Source organism: Niallia sp. RD1 (assembly GCF_024219955.1).
Taxonomy (GTDB): Bacteria; Bacillota; Bacilli; order Bacillales; family Cytobacillaceae; genus Niallia; species Niallia alba.
The window spans coordinates 2,221,511-2,236,727 of sequence record NZ_CP100420.1 but is presented as its reverse complement, the minus strand read 5'-3'; the positions used below and the strand labels follow the sequence as shown (position 1 = coordinate 2,236,727).

Genomic DNA, 15,217 nt, shown 5'->3' with positions numbered 1-15,217 from the left:
GATCACAATTCGATGGGGATGTACGGAATAGGAACACACAATTCATTTGATTCCCCTTTATTAGGATAAGCCTTTAGCTTTCCTTCATACACTAGTTTCAATTCTGATACTTCCTGTAAATCATTTGGTGTAATAAGTGATAATGGCTTCTCAAAATCAATAATATTACATTCCTTTAGCACGGAGGCAACAAACTGAGAGCAGAATAACGCCTTTTCTCTCTTTATTGGCTTATTTACTATAAATCCGAATAAGCCTAAGAAATTATAACGATAGTATTCCTTTTGTTCTTCCATTTTCTTTATATAGCGTTTTATGTTATCTAGTTGAACTTCTGTTACTGTAAGGGAATAAACGGCACAATCTGCTTGTTTAAATAAGCCTTGCTTGACATCTTCTTTTACAAATCCCCCGATGAAGGGATTTCTAACCTTTTTTCTTCCAAAACTATATACCTCTGATAATTCAGAGTCAAAGGATATGGACGCATGGTTATAAGGCTTTTTTGTATATAGTTTTATCAACTTTGTAAAAAATGTACCAGTATCTGTTAAAAGAAGATATACCTTTTTTTCTGTCATGATTATCCTCCTCTTCTGTTATCAAAAATAATTTCTATCATCAACTTTACATCTAAAAGTATAAGAAGAAGTTAATAAATTCCTTAAGAAAATCTTAAGTTTTTGAGAATAAACCTTTGGAGGAAGAAAAAATAACTGGTCCACTATTTGGACCAGCCTGGATTTTTATTGTATGGGATTGAGATAACGAACTACTTAGCAGTAGTACCGATTTTTAAAATGGGATAATACTTGCTATTTTTCACCTTTCTTCTTCACAGCGAACCAAATTTCACTATAAACATTATTTCTGTCGGATAAATCTCCTGTAAATGAAATGTTTGGGGCATCTACTAATTCATAATCTGAAGCAGGAAGCCACTCTGAAGCAATTTTTGCCCAGGTTTCTTGCATAATCTTTGGAAATTCCCCTTTAGATGAAAATATTGCCCAAGTTAGGGCTGGGACTTCTACTACCTCAAATCCATCAAAATCTAACTCTTTTGTGGTTAAGAAGCCAATCATATGATCAAGACTTCCTTTTTCCTCCATACATCCTTCCTCTAAATTATAGGAAGCATTCACAACTTGATTTGGCTCCATATTTGCATAACTGTGCAGTTTTTTTCTTTGTTCTGGTGTAATGCTTTTTGCTAGCTTGATTATTTCTTGATTTTCTCCTTCAAATTGAATGGGAACTCTCTTTTTTACACCGACAATCTTATAAGCTTCTTTTTTCTCGATTCTGTAATCCATATTTATTCCTCCTTGAATCGTTAATTGGAAGGAGAGTTTAGGAAATGCTTTAAGCATGTTTTTCTTTTTGACCTCTGAAGGATTGATTCCCGACCATTCCCGAAAGGCACGTGAAAATCCATCAACAGATTCATAACCATATTTGAATGCTGTTTCAGTAACACTCATTCCTTCATGTAGCAAATCAAAAGTAGCGTTAGATAATCTCCTATTACGGACATATTCTCCTAACGTCATGCCAGAAAGGAATGAGAACATTCTTCGAAAATGATAAACAGAAGTTCCTGTGATTCGCTCCAATTCGTTATAATCAATCTCATCGTACAAATGTGATTCAATATAATCCATTGCCTCGTTCATACTTTTTAGCACGCCGCTTCCTCCTTCATGTGTTCATTATATTTTCGATCGTAAAACAAAACCCGATGAAAAAGAAACGGATATTATCGGATGAAGATTCCTATAAAGAAAAATTCCATTAGTAGGGTTTTTTCCTCATCTCCCGTGATAGATAATTGCACTTATCGTACCTTTTAATGAGCTGTACAAACACAAAGAGCTATGGAAGTATTCAATAAACCATTCATAAATTTATTTAAATAAATACTGATTTCATTTATCCTTACACACTTTTTATAACATTTCTCTTAAATTAATTTTCATTTCTTATATCTTTTAACAGTCCTTCAAACCATTGAATATTTACTAAATGATGAGAACGTGAATTTCCCAACATTTTTTTAAAATAAGTAGGGATAGTTTCGTTATGCTGTAGTGTTTGATCTAATAAAAAGATTTTCTTTTCCGTTTGTTCGATTTGTATTTTTATTAGCTTTATTAGTTCCTCCCTTTTATATTCGTTAGCAAATAACATGGCTGCATAAAAAGATAAGTTTATATAATCGGTCTTAGCCCCATACTTATACATCAATTTTTCGAATTCTTTGTCTCCTAGTTCCGTGATAATATAATTATGCTTCTCTCTAGTATTGTCTACTTGGTCAATTTTTTTAATATATTGCTTTTCTTCTAATTGTTGAAGATTATAATAGAAGGAACCTTTCGTAAAATTCACTATATATTTATAGTGACGCTCCTCCATTAATGCTAATAATTCGTAACCGTAAGAACCTGGTTTTTGTTTTAATAAACCTAAAATTAGTAGTGGGATCAAAAAAACACCTTCTTTATACTCTTCATTAAAATTATGCGAATAGGTATTCCGCGATGATAAAGTTTACCCCTTGTAGATTTGCTTAAGTTGAGATTCAAATTCACGATATGAAATTTTTCCTAACGCCAAATCTAGGCTTTTCCTATATATGTTTTCTGTTTGCGTATAATTACCATTCATACTATCGCTTTCTCCTTGATGCCATAGAATTCCTATTAATTCACTATTCTCCATAGCAAATTTCGCTTCTGTTATAGCATGTCTAAAAAGAGTCTGATCTACATGCCATTCATCAAGTGTGCTTCCTCCTTCCGCACAAGGAATTAAGCCAATCATATCTTCTTGATTTATATTGCACCATGCATCTGCAAAGGAACCAGCTAGACTGATTCCAGAAACAGGGCGATCATAATTAATGGGCTCCGTCATCATTTGCCATCTCCCATTACGTAACATTTGAATTCTTTCATTATAAATCGGGGGCACATCATCGATAAACCCTCGTCCTGCCATATTCGACTGTCCTATCATTAAAAATGATTTAATCATTTGCTTCATCCTTTCTTCTTATTTATTATTTATATAAAATCTGACCAATTCCTAAATATATTATTGGTAGACTATCCTAAAAGTAGAACACCAAATTCGTTGTTGGTCTAATTAGACTAACAGCACTTACTTATTATAGTCTAATTAGACCATATGTCAATTATATAAGAGTAAATTTACTATCTGTTCCTATAGCACTATAAGTAATTTAGCACCCTCACAATATAGCACCATCTAATCTACCAACCCTTGTTTAACACTACCTCTTACTACTACTTTTAAATAAGGTTCCCCTTTTGAGTATTCAAAGAGACCAATGTAATCTATCCCATTATAATTCAAATATACAATTTCTGTATTTCCCGTCTTTTTTATTTTTGTCCCTGATAGATGCTTTTCATGGGGACCTGACATTAGTTCTACTCTTCCATTAACTGCAACATCATTATCTATAAGAATATAAGAAAGGAGCATGAAATAGGGAATATCTAAATCTCTATCTACAAATTTTTTAATATTTAATTGCATTTCTTCTGTTTCTAAGAATGTTTTAACATACTCTACTTCATTAAATTTCTCCACAACTTCATACATCTCAGTAGATTCAGTGATGTAGCCTAACGGTATGGGAGGAGTAAAATAATGAAGCACGATGTTAGTTAGAATTCCATAAATTACTGAGAGAAGCACTATTTTTTTATCCTTCTTTACTTGGAATAGAAATATTAGTCCAAATATTATTCCTATTGGTATAGTAAAAGAATCTGTTTTAAACGAAACAAATGTCAAAATGTATATAAATGTTAGCTTCACAAAAAGAATGAAATTTCTTTCCTTATGAAAAAGCAAGACAGAAGTACATAGTAGAAAATAGATGGAGCTGGCTATAATTAAATGCATAAATCCTCCTTTCCGATTAACGATTAACGATTAACGACTTTTATTATTGCTCAATTATAACCTCTAATCAGGTGTCAGGCACCCTAAAAAGACAAAAATAAAAATTTGACTCTCAGAGATAGATAAAGAGAAAAGGAGCTAGCAATTCCCTACTTATCACTCACCAGAAGGAATGGTAATCGGTGCTGATGTACATAATGGAATTCCAAAATTAGGGGAACTATCGGCATTCCAATTGAATTTTTGTATTCGGGTACTTCGTTGCTGGCTTCCTCCTTCTGATTCGGAGATAGCATGATAAACAATCCAATCTTCTGTCCCATCAGGAGATTGTGTAAAACTATTATGGCCAGGAGCAAATACTTTATTTTCGATACTTTTCTTAAATACAGGCTCAGTAGATTTAACCCAAACTTCGGGATTCATGACGTCCTTATTCTCTGAGGTTGTTAACATCCCCAAACTATAATCATCAGACCAAGTGGTACTAGCAGAATAGACTAGAAACAACTTATTATTCCTCTTTAACATTACAGGTCTCTCATTAATCGCCATTCCACCTTGCTTTTCCCAATCATACTCAGGTTTTGACAATAATACATTCGGACCAGTAAGCGTCCACGGATTTTCCATCTCAGCTATATATAGAGCTGATCCATACTCAGGAAAGTTCCCATATCCAGCATATACAAAATAAAGTCGACCTTTATGTTCAAAAATCGTTCCATCTAAACCAGGATATTCTGTATTTACATATCCTCTTTCTACCCAATCCCCGTTAAACGGATCTTCCGCCGAATTCTCTAGCACAAAAATCTTCCTTGATTGATCATCGCCTATCCCGTCATTTGCCGTGAAATATATATACCATTTCCCATTTATCCGATGAATTTCTGGAGCCCAAATATTAGCACAATTGATTCCTTCACTCGGAGCAGTCCAAATCGTTTTACAAGTACCTTGTGCCATTCCACTTAATGTAGGTGACTTCCATAAATCGAGTCTTGTCCTTTTTGTTACCATAAAATAGTAAGTATCTTTATCTTTATACACCCAAGGATCTGCCCCAGGATCTAGAATCGGGTTATGAAAAGTTAATTTCCCCATAGTTTCCTCCTCCTACCACGTTTTTAAATTATGAAAACTACATTACAAATAATCTTTTAATAAGGCATTTGAGCTAAAGTTCTAATCATAAGTTCTTTAGTGTGTATAGGTGCATAAGAAAATGCCCCTAAATTAAGGAAAGACTTAAGTTATTCCTCGAATTCCATAACATATCCCTACTCTCCCTTTTACTTATCCAATATATTTATCCTCTGTCAACGCTTTCATTTCCTTTTAAAATTAATAGAGAGTATGGATGGTCTACACTTTTTTTAGGTCAAATAGTTTATTTCGGGAGACTCTACTTGACTATAAGTGAACGCCGAACATGTACTGAAGGTAAATCATGCTAATTCCCACTATTTTACCTGAAGGATATTCGGATAAAGTTTGGGACGCTCTCTCTTTGCGCCTTACCAATGGAATGTACTCCCTAAGATTTTAGTTTAGGACTCAACCAATTATTTCATCTTTTATTCAACAATTCCCATATAGGAAAACCTCCTATCATATTGTATAATAGACTTTTATCCTACTTGTGAGATGACCAAGTAAGTATAATTCCAAAATCGAATTTCACTTTACACAAATAATAATTTCAAGTTAGAAAATCTAATATAAATCTAGTATGATATCTACATGTGATATAAAAGAAGGGGTTAAAAAAATGAGTGTATTAAACGTAAAAGGTTTAAGTCACGGTTTCGGTGATCGTGCGATTTTTAATGATGTGTCTTTTCGACTTTTAAAAGGGGAACACGTTGGTCTAGTAGGGGCAAATGGTGAAGGTAAATCTACTTTTATGAATATTGTTACTGGGAAGCTGCAACCTGACGAAGGGAAAGTTGAGTGGTCACGAAAAGTTCGTGTTGGTTATTTAGATCAGCATGCTGTACTTCAAAAAGGCACGACGATGCGCGAGGCTTTGAGCACTGCTTTTCAATATCTTTTTGATGCTGAAGCAGAGATTAATGACCTTTATGCAAAAATGGGTGATGAGGGTGCTGATATCGATGCATTACTTGCAGAAGTTGGGGAGCTACAAGAAACATTAGATAGTAATGATTTCTATCAAATTAATTCAAAAGTGGAGGAAGTTGCTCGTGGTCTAGGATTAGACGATGTTGGACTCGATCGAGATGTAGCTGATCTTAGCGGTGGGCAACGTACAAAAGTTTTGCTAGCTAAGCTATTGCTAGAAAAGCCTGAAATCTTATTACTAGATGAGCCTACAAACTATTTGGATGAACAGCATATCGAATGGTTGAAGCGCTATTTACAGGAATATGAAAATGCATTTATCTTAATTTCACATGATATTCCATTCTTGAACAGTGTTGTTAACTTAATCTATCATATGGAAAACCAAGAGTTGAATCGCTATGCTGGTGACTATGATAACTTCGTAAAAATACACGAAATGAAGAAGCAGCAGTTAGAGTCTGCTTACAAGCGTCAACAACAAGAAATTGCTAATTTGAAAGATTTCGTCGCTCGTAACAAGGCAAGTGTTGCGACTCGTAATATGGCGATGTCTCGTCAAAAGAAGCTCGACAAAATGGACATTATCGAATTAGGGAAAGAGAAGCCAAAACCAGAGTTTAAATTCAAAGAAGCTCGTGCTGCTAGTCGTTGGATTTTCACGGCTGAAGATCTTGTTATTGGTTATAACGAACCACTTTCTCGCCCACTCAATTTGAAAATGGAACGAGGACAAAAAATCGCCTTTGTTGGTGCAAACGGTATTGGTAAGTCTACGCTCTTAAAAAGTATACTTGGATTAATCAATCCAATTTCTGGTACAGTGGAACGCGGTGATTATCAACACATTGGCTACTTCGAACAGGAAGTTAAAGAGTCCAACTACAACACTTGTATCGAAGAAATTTGGAGCGAATTCCCAAGTATGAATCAGGCAGAAGTCCGTGCTGCTCTTGCAAAATGCGGCTTAACGACGAAACATATTGAAAGTAAAATCGAAGTGCTTTCTGGTGGCGAAAAAGCCAAAGTTCGCTTATGTAAAATTTTAAACACAGAAACAAATTTATTAATTCTCGACGAGCCTACCAATCACTTGGACGTAGATGCTAAAGAAGAACTGAAACGTGCATTAAAGGAATATCGCGGAAGCATCTTAATGGTATCCCATGAACCTGATTTCTATCGCGAAATTGCGACCGATATTTGGAATTGTGAGGATTGGACTACGAAAGTGTTTTAAATAATGATTGAGGGGTACCAAAGTGATCTTTTGTACCCCTTTTTATTTGATAAAGTATATCTTTTGTGGCGTGTTTCGGTTACTAAAAAACTATCTTTATCCCAAACTTGTCAACAAAACCATCATTCCATTCGTAATACCATGAATCATTACAGATGGCCATATCGAATTCGTTCGCTCATACGCTAGCGCAAAAATGATACCGCTGAAAAAATTAACTGGCATTGCATTATAGGTAGGGATATGGATAATAGTAAAAATAGCTGAACTAATTAGAATCGCTCCAAAAATCCCCATACGAGTGCGTAACCAGCGATATAAAAATCCACGATAAAAAATTTCCTCATATATTGGTGAAATCACTGCCGCTGATACAAAGGCAATAAAAACTGTAAAGAAATCTACGTTTTGTTTTAGTGATTCTGTCTTACCATTTTCCCACGAAATTCCTATAAAACTAGTAAGTACAACAATGATTATAGCGCCAATAAGTAAAATAACAGAAAATACAACAATTATCTTCCAATCTTTCTTAAAAAACCTCTTTATTCCTACTTCACGCCAAGAAAGTGCTTTTGGACGGAGGGCAATAAAATAGACACCTGTTAGTAAAACACTCGCTATTGTTAACCCCATAAGTGTACCTGCATATAAATCATTATTAAAAAATTGTGCATACATCGATGAAACAATGAACTTTAAACAGCCAAGGACAAAAATAAACTCCAGTATCATTAATAAAATAAATTCTTTACTCCCCCATGGATCCTGTTCTTTCCAATTAGTCTGATTGTTCTCCATCCTCATCCCTCTTCCTATATATGGTATAATGCAACTATATTAGATTACGCAACGTAACCTGCAAGCTTTTTTTAGGGGGGATACCATGAAACGATGGTCTATTGGAGAAGTTAGTAGACAGAGAAATTTATCCAAACGAACACTTCGCTATTACGATCAAATCAAACTTCTTACACCTAGTTTTAAAGATGAGTACGGAAGACGATTCTATTCAGAAGAGGATTTATTTAAATTAGAGAAAATTATTATTCTAAAGTCCCTTTCACTATCATTAGAGGATATTCACCATTTATTAGATAAGCTCTCTTATAAACAAATACTCATTTCACACTTCAATTACTTACAAGAACAGCTTTCAAAACTTCAAACAAGCATAGCTAACACCACTTCATTAATCAATATGATAGATTTAAAAAAAGACCTATCTTGGGAACACATCACCGAACTTGTTCAACTTTCACAAAGCAAACCAAAAAAGTGGATTGACTATTTTCAAGATGATGAACAATTTTTTTTAGAACAAACGATTCCAAGCCTTAGTCATAATGATGAAATAACTCATCAATATATTCTGTTATTGAAACAAATTGAATATTATATAAACCAAGGTATACAGGCAGAATCAATACAAGGAATTCAAATTGCTAGAAAGTTAATAGAGCTATCGGAAGTGACGTTTCAGGGGGACGATGATTTAATCGAAAAATTTTGGGAAGTAAGAAAACTACCTGCTCAGGAAACTGGACTATTTCCGATTTCCAAAGATGTATTGGAGTTCGTGGAACGTTGTATTAGTTATACAACATCTGAACAATTGGGAAATTAAATGAAGCAAACAAAGTAACCAAACTATTAAATCAGAGAAAAGATAAACCAAAAAATGCTTTAAATTCAACTTTTTGTTGTTTTTTGTTTGGGTAAAACCGTTCCTAAAATAGGCTTTTTTACAGCCACTTATTTATTAATCAATATTCTAAGTGTTGGACGTTATGGACTGTGTAACATCTATGTGAAACAAGATTTTTCGAGGCGTCACTGTGACTGAGAAATGATCTATATCTATATTATTTAGCCTATCCTTAATCGAGGTAACAAGCTCAGGGTCAACAATATCATTTAAATAAACAATTCTTACTTTCTGCTTTACACGTTCACCTAGTTCTATTTCATCACTTACTAAATTAGGATTAGAAATATTATGCTTAATACTTTAATATTTGTGGATAATGATTCCGTAAAAGATATTTTAGGACCATAAACAAGAGATTCAGTTTCCGCTTTTCCAAGTGACCTTTCAACAGGATCACCAACACCAGCGAATAGTCCTTTTTTTTTCAAAAGGGAAATAAATAAAAGTGAAACCATCCAATATATACTTTGAAATATCATTTGTTTCAACTAGTTCTTTAACTTCGGTAATTGGTAAATGTTCAAACAAGTAATTTAGATTAATTTCTTCAGATGTAGAATTATTTAAGAAAGAAATAATATTTTTTTCTATTGATATACGGTTAACAAGAATCTTTAAAAAGTACAATTCAATTGTTGTTTTATTTCCGACTGTTACGGTTCTATTAACTAAATCAGGAGAGTTAGATAATTGTTTTTTAATACTTTCAACATCAATTTGCTTAGCCTGTTTTTTAAAAAAATTCACATAAATCTCCCTTATACTCCAAATTTAACCATTAATATTTTTCACAATATAAAATTTCTTATATACATAACTTTCCTTGTATATTTTTTAATTCTAAGAAGAAAATATATGTGATAAAAAAACAAGGAGTGATTAGTATGTCATTAATACCGTATGATCCATTTAGACAACTAGCAAATATGAGAAGAAATTTTGACCGTTTTTTCTCTGACTTCCCTCTAGATCTTGGGATGGAAAACAATAATTTTGGTAATATCAGAGTTGATGTGCATGAAACTGAAAATGAAGTAATTGCTTCATGTGATATTCCAGGTCTTGAGAAAAAGGAAGATGTAAATATTGATATTGAAAATAATATGTTAAGCATCAACGGTACCATCAATAAAACAAATGAGATTAAAGAAGAAAATATGTATAGAAAAGAACGCTATACAGGTAGCTTTCATAGGACTGTATCCTTGCCAAGCCCTGTATCTAATGAAGGAGTAAAAGCTACCTATAAAAACGGTGTTCTTGAAGTCAGAATGCCAAAGAAAACAAATGATAACAAAAAGAAAATTGATGTGGACTTTCACTAAATGAGTAAACTATTACCTGTTATGAAAGAGTTCGGCAAAGATTACTTGCAAGAAATAGCTAATGAACAACCAGATTTAGTTGATTTACTTATTTTAACTGTACATTTACCCTCTCATAAGAAAAAATTTATATTAAAGCAGTTAAACGATGATATTAAGAAATCTTTTCTCATACAATAATGTATTACATTTGAGGCTGGGACAAAACCCACCTCTGAAATGAAAAAGCCGGTGAAATTTTACGATAAGTAAAATTTCACCGGCTTTGATTATTTTAAATAAAAAATAAGGACCACTTCTGATAAAATTAAGTCACCACAACAAAATTATACAGAAAGAAGGATCCTTATGTTTAAAGATTATAACATGAATCAACTCGTTTTGCCTTTAGATTTAGAAGTAAAATTACAAAATAATGATATTGCTTTCCATATCCATCATCTAGTTGAAAGTATCCCTCATGAAGCGTTCGAACCATTTCTACGAAATGAGGGGTGTCCTGCCTATCATCCACGTATGATGCTTAAAATTATCTTATGTGCCTATACACAATCTATCTTCTCAGGACGGAAAATTGAAGCCCTATTAAAAGACAGTATCCGAATGATGTGGCTAGCCCAAGGATATGAACCAAGCTACCGTACAATCAACCGATTCCGTATTCAACCAGAAGTGAAAGATTTAATTCGTCAATGTTTCGTTCAATTCCGTTGCCAATTGATTGAAGAAAAGCTTATTGATCAAGAAGCGATTTTTATCGATGGTACAAAAATTGAAGCAAATGCGAATAAATTTACGTTTGTTTGGAAGAAAACCATTGAAAAATATCACCAAAATTTAATTGAAAAGTCAAACCAGCTATACAATGAGCTACTAGAGAGTGAAATCATACCTGAAATTCAACGTGAAAGCGATAAACAGTTATCATTGGAAGAACTCGCTCAATTAGTTCAAAAAGTGGACGATGTCGTAACTGAATATGATAAACAAATTGAAACATCATCAGATGTTCTAGAACGAAAAGCCTTAAGAAATAAACGTAAATACCCGAAACAATTACGCAAGCAGTTGATTGATTTTGTCCTACGTAAACAAAAATACGAAAGAGACTTTGAAATCTTTGGTACACGCAATAGCTATTCTAAGACAGATTCAGATGCGACGTTTATGCGAATGAAAGATGATTATATGCAAAACGGACAATTAAAAGCTGGATATAATGTACAAATCGCAACGGAAGGTCAATATACGCTTGCCTATAGTATATATACAAATCCAACAGATACACGTACGTTAATTCCATTTCTAGATGAGATTGAGCAGCATTATTTTGAGTTACCAAAACACATTGTTGCAGATGCAGGTTACGGTAGTGAACAAAACTTTCATGATATCCTTTCGAATAGAAAACGAGAAGCACTTATTACGTATAGTATGTATTTGAAAGAACAAAAGAAAAAGTATAAACAAAACATATTTAATCCCGATAACTGGACGTATGATGAAGAAACCGATACATATACATGTCCTAATCAAAAACGTCTTGAATTTCAATATTATTCTGTCCGTAATGACCACACAGGCTTCCAACGGAAGCTCAAAATTTACGAGTGTGAAGACTGTTCGGGATGCCCATTCCGTTCATCGTGTACCAAAGCTAAAGAAGGCAACAATCGAAAATTAATGGTAAATGAAAAATGGGAACAGCAAAAAGAATATGTAAGAGCGAAGCTTTCAGAAGAGAAAACAAGTGCCATTTATCGAAGACGCAAAATCGATGTGGAACCAGTTTTTGGATTCTTGAAGGCTAATTTGCGTTTCACTCGATTTTCTGTACGAGGAAAATCGAAGGTAGAAAACGAAATGGGCCTCGCGTTAATGGCTGTGAATTTAAGAAAATTCACGGCCATTAACTAAAAAAAAAGAATTTACACACCAAAATAGAGAAAGGTGAATTTGAGTTTCCTCAAATTCACCTTTCTCACTATTTGAAGCTAGTTATGTCCCAGCCTCTTTTATGTTTATAAAAGGGAGGGAAATTCACCTTCGCAGTCATAAAAGCTACTGAAGAAGACGTTAAACTATTAGCACGTTTAATTCGTGCAGAAGCTGAAGGAGAAGGAAAGTTAGGTATGTTAATGGTTGGAAATGTAGCTGTAAACCGAGTGCGCTCAAGATACTTTGACTTTGAAGATATTAACTCAATTAGAAGAATGGTTTTCAGGTACTTCCTTGGTCAAATAGTCTTTCAATTCGCTGTCTTATTCAACATGATAAATAGATTATAAGTCAGTCCCCATCTTTTTTAATAGGTGGGGACTGTTTGACGCTTACTTTCCTACAAAAAATCCATTATAAATTTTCCATTAGACGTTTTTTGATTAATTCATAATCGTCCCTAGTAATACCAGGAGCAAATTCTTCAGGTAACTCCTCTAAGTTTGGAATTGGTCCGCCTTCAGGAGTACCAATTTTCACTTCAAGCGGTTGCCCATTTTCCGGATTTGTTCCTTTCCAAATCATTCCGATATCCCTGTATTCTGTTTCGCTCCATGTGTATAGCACATTGCTTAAGCCTTTTTCTATGAACGGTCTGGCATAATCAAATTTTGAGTTATCAAGATTTGGAACTGGAAGCATTTTCGTCAAGTCTATCCCTGTAGCAATTTCGATTGCTTTCGCATAGGCGAGGATATGTGTTCCTCCACGAACAAGTAAATACCCAATCATGGTTCTAGCAACTGGGTTATCAGTCATCTCATAAACTCTCATTTTATGTGTACGTGCACCAATCTCTAGAAAAAAGTTATGTGTTAAATCTAAAACCAGATTTCCACTATTAAAAACATTATCACCAGTCCAAGGTCTTCCCATTGAATCACCTGGTATAGCCGTTTGAGCTGTAGAAATAAAATGGTAGGTGTTTCTCGCATCCTTTCCATTTTGAAGTGGAGTGATATCCGGATTCCCTGGAAAAGTATTACCTACCGATAACAAATTAATCGTATTAGAAACAAGTTCTACATGACCAAATTCTTCTGCTGTAATGCTTGCCACTAACTCATAGAATGGTTTTAGCTTTTTTTTATTTCTGAAGTTAAAAGACTGAAACATATAGTTATTTAAGGTAGACATCTCCCCAAACTTGCCACCCAAGAGTTCTTGTACTGCTGCTGCAGCATTCATATCGCCGTGTGCGGGTATAGGAAGTTCAATTGCCAATTTATTTATTCTTTTAAACATTATTTCCCCTCCACTTTCTTTTTGTTAACCAGGAAAAACCCAAATAATTTGCTGGGTACGAATAAAAAAGGGAGTTCCGTTAGATTCGACAACAATGTGATCTGGCAATACATTTTTCAATGAGCCACGAACGCTACCTCTTATGGTTTGGACAGTAACCAATTTACCAACAATGGTTTTTAATGTCTGATAAACATATGGATCATAAAAGCTTAACAGGTTGTTGTTGTTTGTCATTTATATCCTCCTATTCTAAAGTCATTCTTACTGAGTATATGTTTCTCGATATGAAAAAAGACTGAAAAACAACTGTTCAATTTGACTCTTGTTGTTAAATACTATCCTGAAAATAATAAACGGCAATAGCACATTTTTTGCAATACGAAACTAGGCCTAGCAATACCCAATTTTTTAAACTGGACCTAGGCATGACTAATCTAATCCTTTTATGTACGAATTTACACTATGGCTCGCATACGCCGATGTAATTGACAATAAAATTGAAAAGATAAAGCAAGGGCTTGTAGAGTTCCAGAATAAACTTTATGGCACAGGTAATGCCATTCAAAGTATAACGAAAACTCTTGACAAACTATTTCAACGTCAGGACGAACTGTTTCAACGTCAAGACAATATTATCAAGCTACTGGAAGTTGTGTATAACAATTTATAATTGTATGGAACACCAGTAAATCTCGTGCCTATTTCAAAAATTAGAAGTCATTAAGCCGCACTCGAAAGATGGACAAAGATATATTGAAGTTGTATTTATTTATCGCTTTGAAAAATCTGTTGAAACATGTGCCGATATGATTAATTGCGACAGGAGCACCTAATTGGTATGTAAATAAATTAGCAGCAGAGTTAAGCAACAAAGGTGATGACAAACTATTCAAAACCTTATCATTACTTATTCCAGAGGAAGAATTAAAACCAGAATTAAAGAGTATAAAGGGTTATTGATGTGGTCACTGTTTCCGAACAACTAAATCAAAAAGGGATACTGGAGGATGTGGGCGGCGTAACACCTAAAATTTCGCCCACATCTCGATTTCAGACATATAAATAACCCTCAAAAATGCCGTCAAACAAGCATTCTCGAGGGTTTCAATTATTATTTTTGTCCATTTAAAAAAAACTCACCACATCTTTACCCCACGCAAACCCGCATTCCACCGTAGGCGTTTAAAATAAAGTCACGCTATCTTCCCCTCATTTTCACACATTTCCGATCTCGTTTTGACCGTTTTTCCACCCTTTTTTCACGCTTTTTGTTCACGTTTTTTTCGATTTAAAAAGAAGTAGAGTAGAAATAAGGATGCCAGGAACCGAGTAATGACAAGGGTTTCAGGGATTTTTGATACAGAACTTTATTTTAAACATGAAATAAAAGATGTTGCGACTTTTTTATAAAGTACAGGACTTTATTTTGGGGTTACAACACCTGTACAACCATAATAATGTACTGCTAAAAAATCCCATTCAAACCCGCATTCCTACGTTACGAGTTAAAATAAAGTATTGCACGAAACCATCATTTTCTCAATTTTCTTCTCACTTTTTTCTGCCACGACTTTATTTTTTTGATAATAAAGTCGTGGTATTTCTTGCTTTTCTTCCTGTCTTTTTCTCTTGCTTTTTCTCACTCTTTTTCATGCTTTTGGGGTTCTT

At 34.0% G+C, this 15,217-nt stretch carries 13 protein-coding genes and 3 pseudogenes; 6 read left to right on the top strand and 10 right to left on the bottom strand.

Annotated features, from left to right (window positions below; translation table 11 throughout):
• Positions 1-2: 2 nt before the first annotated feature.
• The 6 genes and pseudogenes from NKG37_RS10675 to NKG37_RS10650 all read right to left on the bottom strand — a co-directional run bounded on the left by NKG37_RS10675 (position 3) and on the right by NKG37_RS10650 (position 5,046).
• Positions 3-581: a hypothetical protein gene (locus tag NKG37_RS10675; protein WP_016202656.1), complete on the bottom strand. Its 579-nt coding sequence runs from the start codon at positions 579-581 to the stop codon at positions 3-5.
• A gap of 234 nt (positions 582-815) precedes the next feature.
• On the bottom strand, positions 816-1,688 hold the full coding sequence (locus NKG37_RS10670; RefSeq protein ID WP_016202655.1) for an AraC family transcriptional regulator: 873 nt from the start codon (positions 1,686-1,688) through the stop codon (positions 816-818).
• A 280-nt stretch (positions 1,689-1,968) separates the two neighbouring features.
• Positions 1,969-2,490 (bottom strand): PadR family transcriptional regulator, encoded by a 522-nt coding sequence (locus NKG37_RS10665; RefSeq protein ID WP_169187927.1) that lies wholly within the window; start codon positions 2,488-2,490, stop codon positions 1,969-1,971.
• A 180-nt stretch (positions 2,491-2,670) separates the two neighbouring features.
• Positions 2,671-3,039, bottom strand: a pseudogene (locus tag NKG37_RS10660) (sialate O-acetylesterase); the annotation flags it as partial.
• Between the two features lie 234 nt (positions 3,040-3,273).
• Positions 3,274-3,939 carry a hypothetical protein gene (locus NKG37_RS10655; protein WP_169187925.1) on the bottom strand — a complete coding sequence of 222 codons (666 nt, stop codon included), beginning with the start codon at positions 3,937-3,939 and terminating at the stop codon, positions 3,274-3,276.
• 156 nt (positions 3,940-4,095) lie between these two features.
• Positions 4,096-5,046, bottom strand: coding sequence for a glycoside hydrolase family 43 protein (locus NKG37_RS10650; RefSeq protein WP_254416185.1), 951 nt, complete (start codon positions 5,044-5,046; stop codon positions 4,096-4,098).
• A gap of 667 nt (positions 5,047-5,713) precedes the next feature.
• Between NKG37_RS10650 and NKG37_RS10645 the strand changes: the two genes are divergently transcribed.
• Entirely contained in the window at positions 5,714-7,267 is a 1,554-nt protein-coding gene (locus tag NKG37_RS10645) for an ABC-F family ATP-binding cassette domain-containing protein (protein ID WP_254416184.1), read from the top strand.
• 96 nt (positions 7,268-7,363) lie between these two features.
• Here the strand turns inward: NKG37_RS10645 and NKG37_RS10640 are convergent, their stop codons facing one another.
• Complete coding sequence (locus NKG37_RS10640) at positions 7,364-8,068, bottom strand: type II CAAX endopeptidase family protein (protein ID WP_016202642.1); 705 nt, start codon at positions 8,066-8,068, stop codon at positions 7,364-7,366.
• Between the two features lie 85 nt (positions 8,069-8,153).
• Between NKG37_RS10640 and NKG37_RS10635 the strand changes: the two genes are divergently transcribed.
• On the top strand, positions 8,154-8,894 hold the full coding sequence (locus tag NKG37_RS10635) for a MerR family transcriptional regulator (RefSeq protein ID WP_169187923.1): 741 nt from the start codon (positions 8,154-8,156) through the stop codon (positions 8,892-8,894).
• 147 nt (positions 8,895-9,041) lie between these two features.
• Here NKG37_RS10635 and NKG37_RS26305 read toward each other — a convergent pair.
• Positions 9,042-9,725: pseudogene (locus NKG37_RS26305) on the bottom strand (spore germination protein).
• A gap of 137 nt (positions 9,726-9,862) precedes the next feature.
• Here NKG37_RS26305 and NKG37_RS10625 point away from each other — a divergent pair.
• The 4 genes and pseudogenes from NKG37_RS10625 to NKG37_RS10610 all read left to right on the top strand — a co-directional run.
• Positions 9,863-10,303 (top strand): Hsp20/alpha crystallin family protein, encoded by a 441-nt coding sequence (locus NKG37_RS10625; RefSeq protein ID WP_169187920.1) that lies wholly within the window; start codon positions 9,863-9,865, stop codon positions 10,301-10,303.
• A gap of 21 nt (positions 10,304-10,324) precedes the next feature.
• Positions 10,325-10,483: a hypothetical protein gene (locus tag NKG37_RS10620; RefSeq protein WP_254416183.1), complete on the top strand. Its 159-nt coding sequence runs from the start codon at positions 10,325-10,327 to the stop codon at positions 10,481-10,483.
• Between the two features lie 168 nt (positions 10,484-10,651).
• Positions 10,652-12,220, top strand: coding sequence for an IS1182 family transposase (locus tag NKG37_RS10615; RefSeq protein ID WP_169187918.1), 1,569 nt, complete (start codon positions 10,652-10,654; stop codon positions 12,218-12,220).
• Positions 12,221-12,357: 137 nt separating this feature from the next.
• Positions 12,358-12,528, top strand: a pseudogene (locus NKG37_RS10610) (cell wall hydrolase); the annotation flags it as partial.
• 127 nt (positions 12,529-12,655) lie between these two features.
• Here NKG37_RS10610 and NKG37_RS10605 read toward each other — a convergent pair.
• Both NKG37_RS10605 and NKG37_RS10600 read right to left on the bottom strand, forming a co-directional pair.
• Complete coding sequence (locus tag NKG37_RS10605) at positions 12,656-13,546, bottom strand: manganese catalase family protein (RefSeq protein WP_169187917.1); 891 nt, start codon at positions 13,544-13,546, stop codon at positions 12,656-12,658.
• Between the two features lie 24 nt (positions 13,547-13,570).
• Positions 13,571-13,783, bottom strand: coding sequence for a YuzF family protein (locus NKG37_RS10600; RefSeq protein WP_169187916.1), 213 nt, complete (start codon positions 13,781-13,783; stop codon positions 13,571-13,573).
• Between the last annotated feature and the right edge of the window lie 1,434 nt (positions 13,784-15,217).

Coding starts and splice junctions, on each gene's coding strand:
- NKG37_RS10650 (WP_254416185.1), bottom strand. CDS start 5,046: ATGGGGAAATTAACTTTTCATAACCCGATTCTAGATCCTGGGGCAGAT.
- NKG37_RS10615 (WP_169187918.1), top strand. CDS start 10,652: ATGTTTAAAGATTATAACATGAATCAACTCGTTTTGCCTTTAGATTTA.
- NKG37_RS10600 (WP_169187916.1), bottom strand. CDS start 13,783: ATGACAAACAACAACAACCTGTTAAGCTTTTATGATCCATATGTTTAT.
- NKG37_RS10625 (WP_169187920.1), top strand. CDS start 9,863: ATGTCATTAATACCGTATGATCCATTTAGACAACTAGCAAATATGAGA.
- NKG37_RS10645 (WP_254416184.1), top strand. CDS start 5,714: ATGAGTGTATTAAACGTAAAAGGTTTAAGTCACGGTTTCGGTGATCGT.
- NKG37_RS10620 (WP_254416183.1), top strand. CDS start 10,325: ATGAAAGAGTTCGGCAAAGATTACTTGCAAGAAATAGCTAATGAACAA.
- NKG37_RS10640 (WP_016202642.1), bottom strand. CDS start 8,068: ATGGAGAACAATCAGACTAATTGGAAAGAACAGGATCCATGGGGGAGT.
- NKG37_RS10655 (WP_169187925.1), bottom strand. CDS start 3,939: ATGCATTTAATTATAGCCAGCTCCATCTATTTTCTACTATGTACTTCT.
- NKG37_RS10675 (WP_016202656.1), bottom strand. CDS start 581: ATGACAGAAAAAAAGGTATATCTTCTTTTAACAGATACTGGTACATTT.
- NKG37_RS10635 (WP_169187923.1), top strand. CDS start 8,154: ATGAAACGATGGTCTATTGGAGAAGTTAGTAGACAGAGAAATTTATCC.
- NKG37_RS10605 (WP_169187917.1), bottom strand. CDS start 13,546: ATGTTTAAAAGAATAAATAAATTGGCAATTGAACTTCCTATACCCGCA.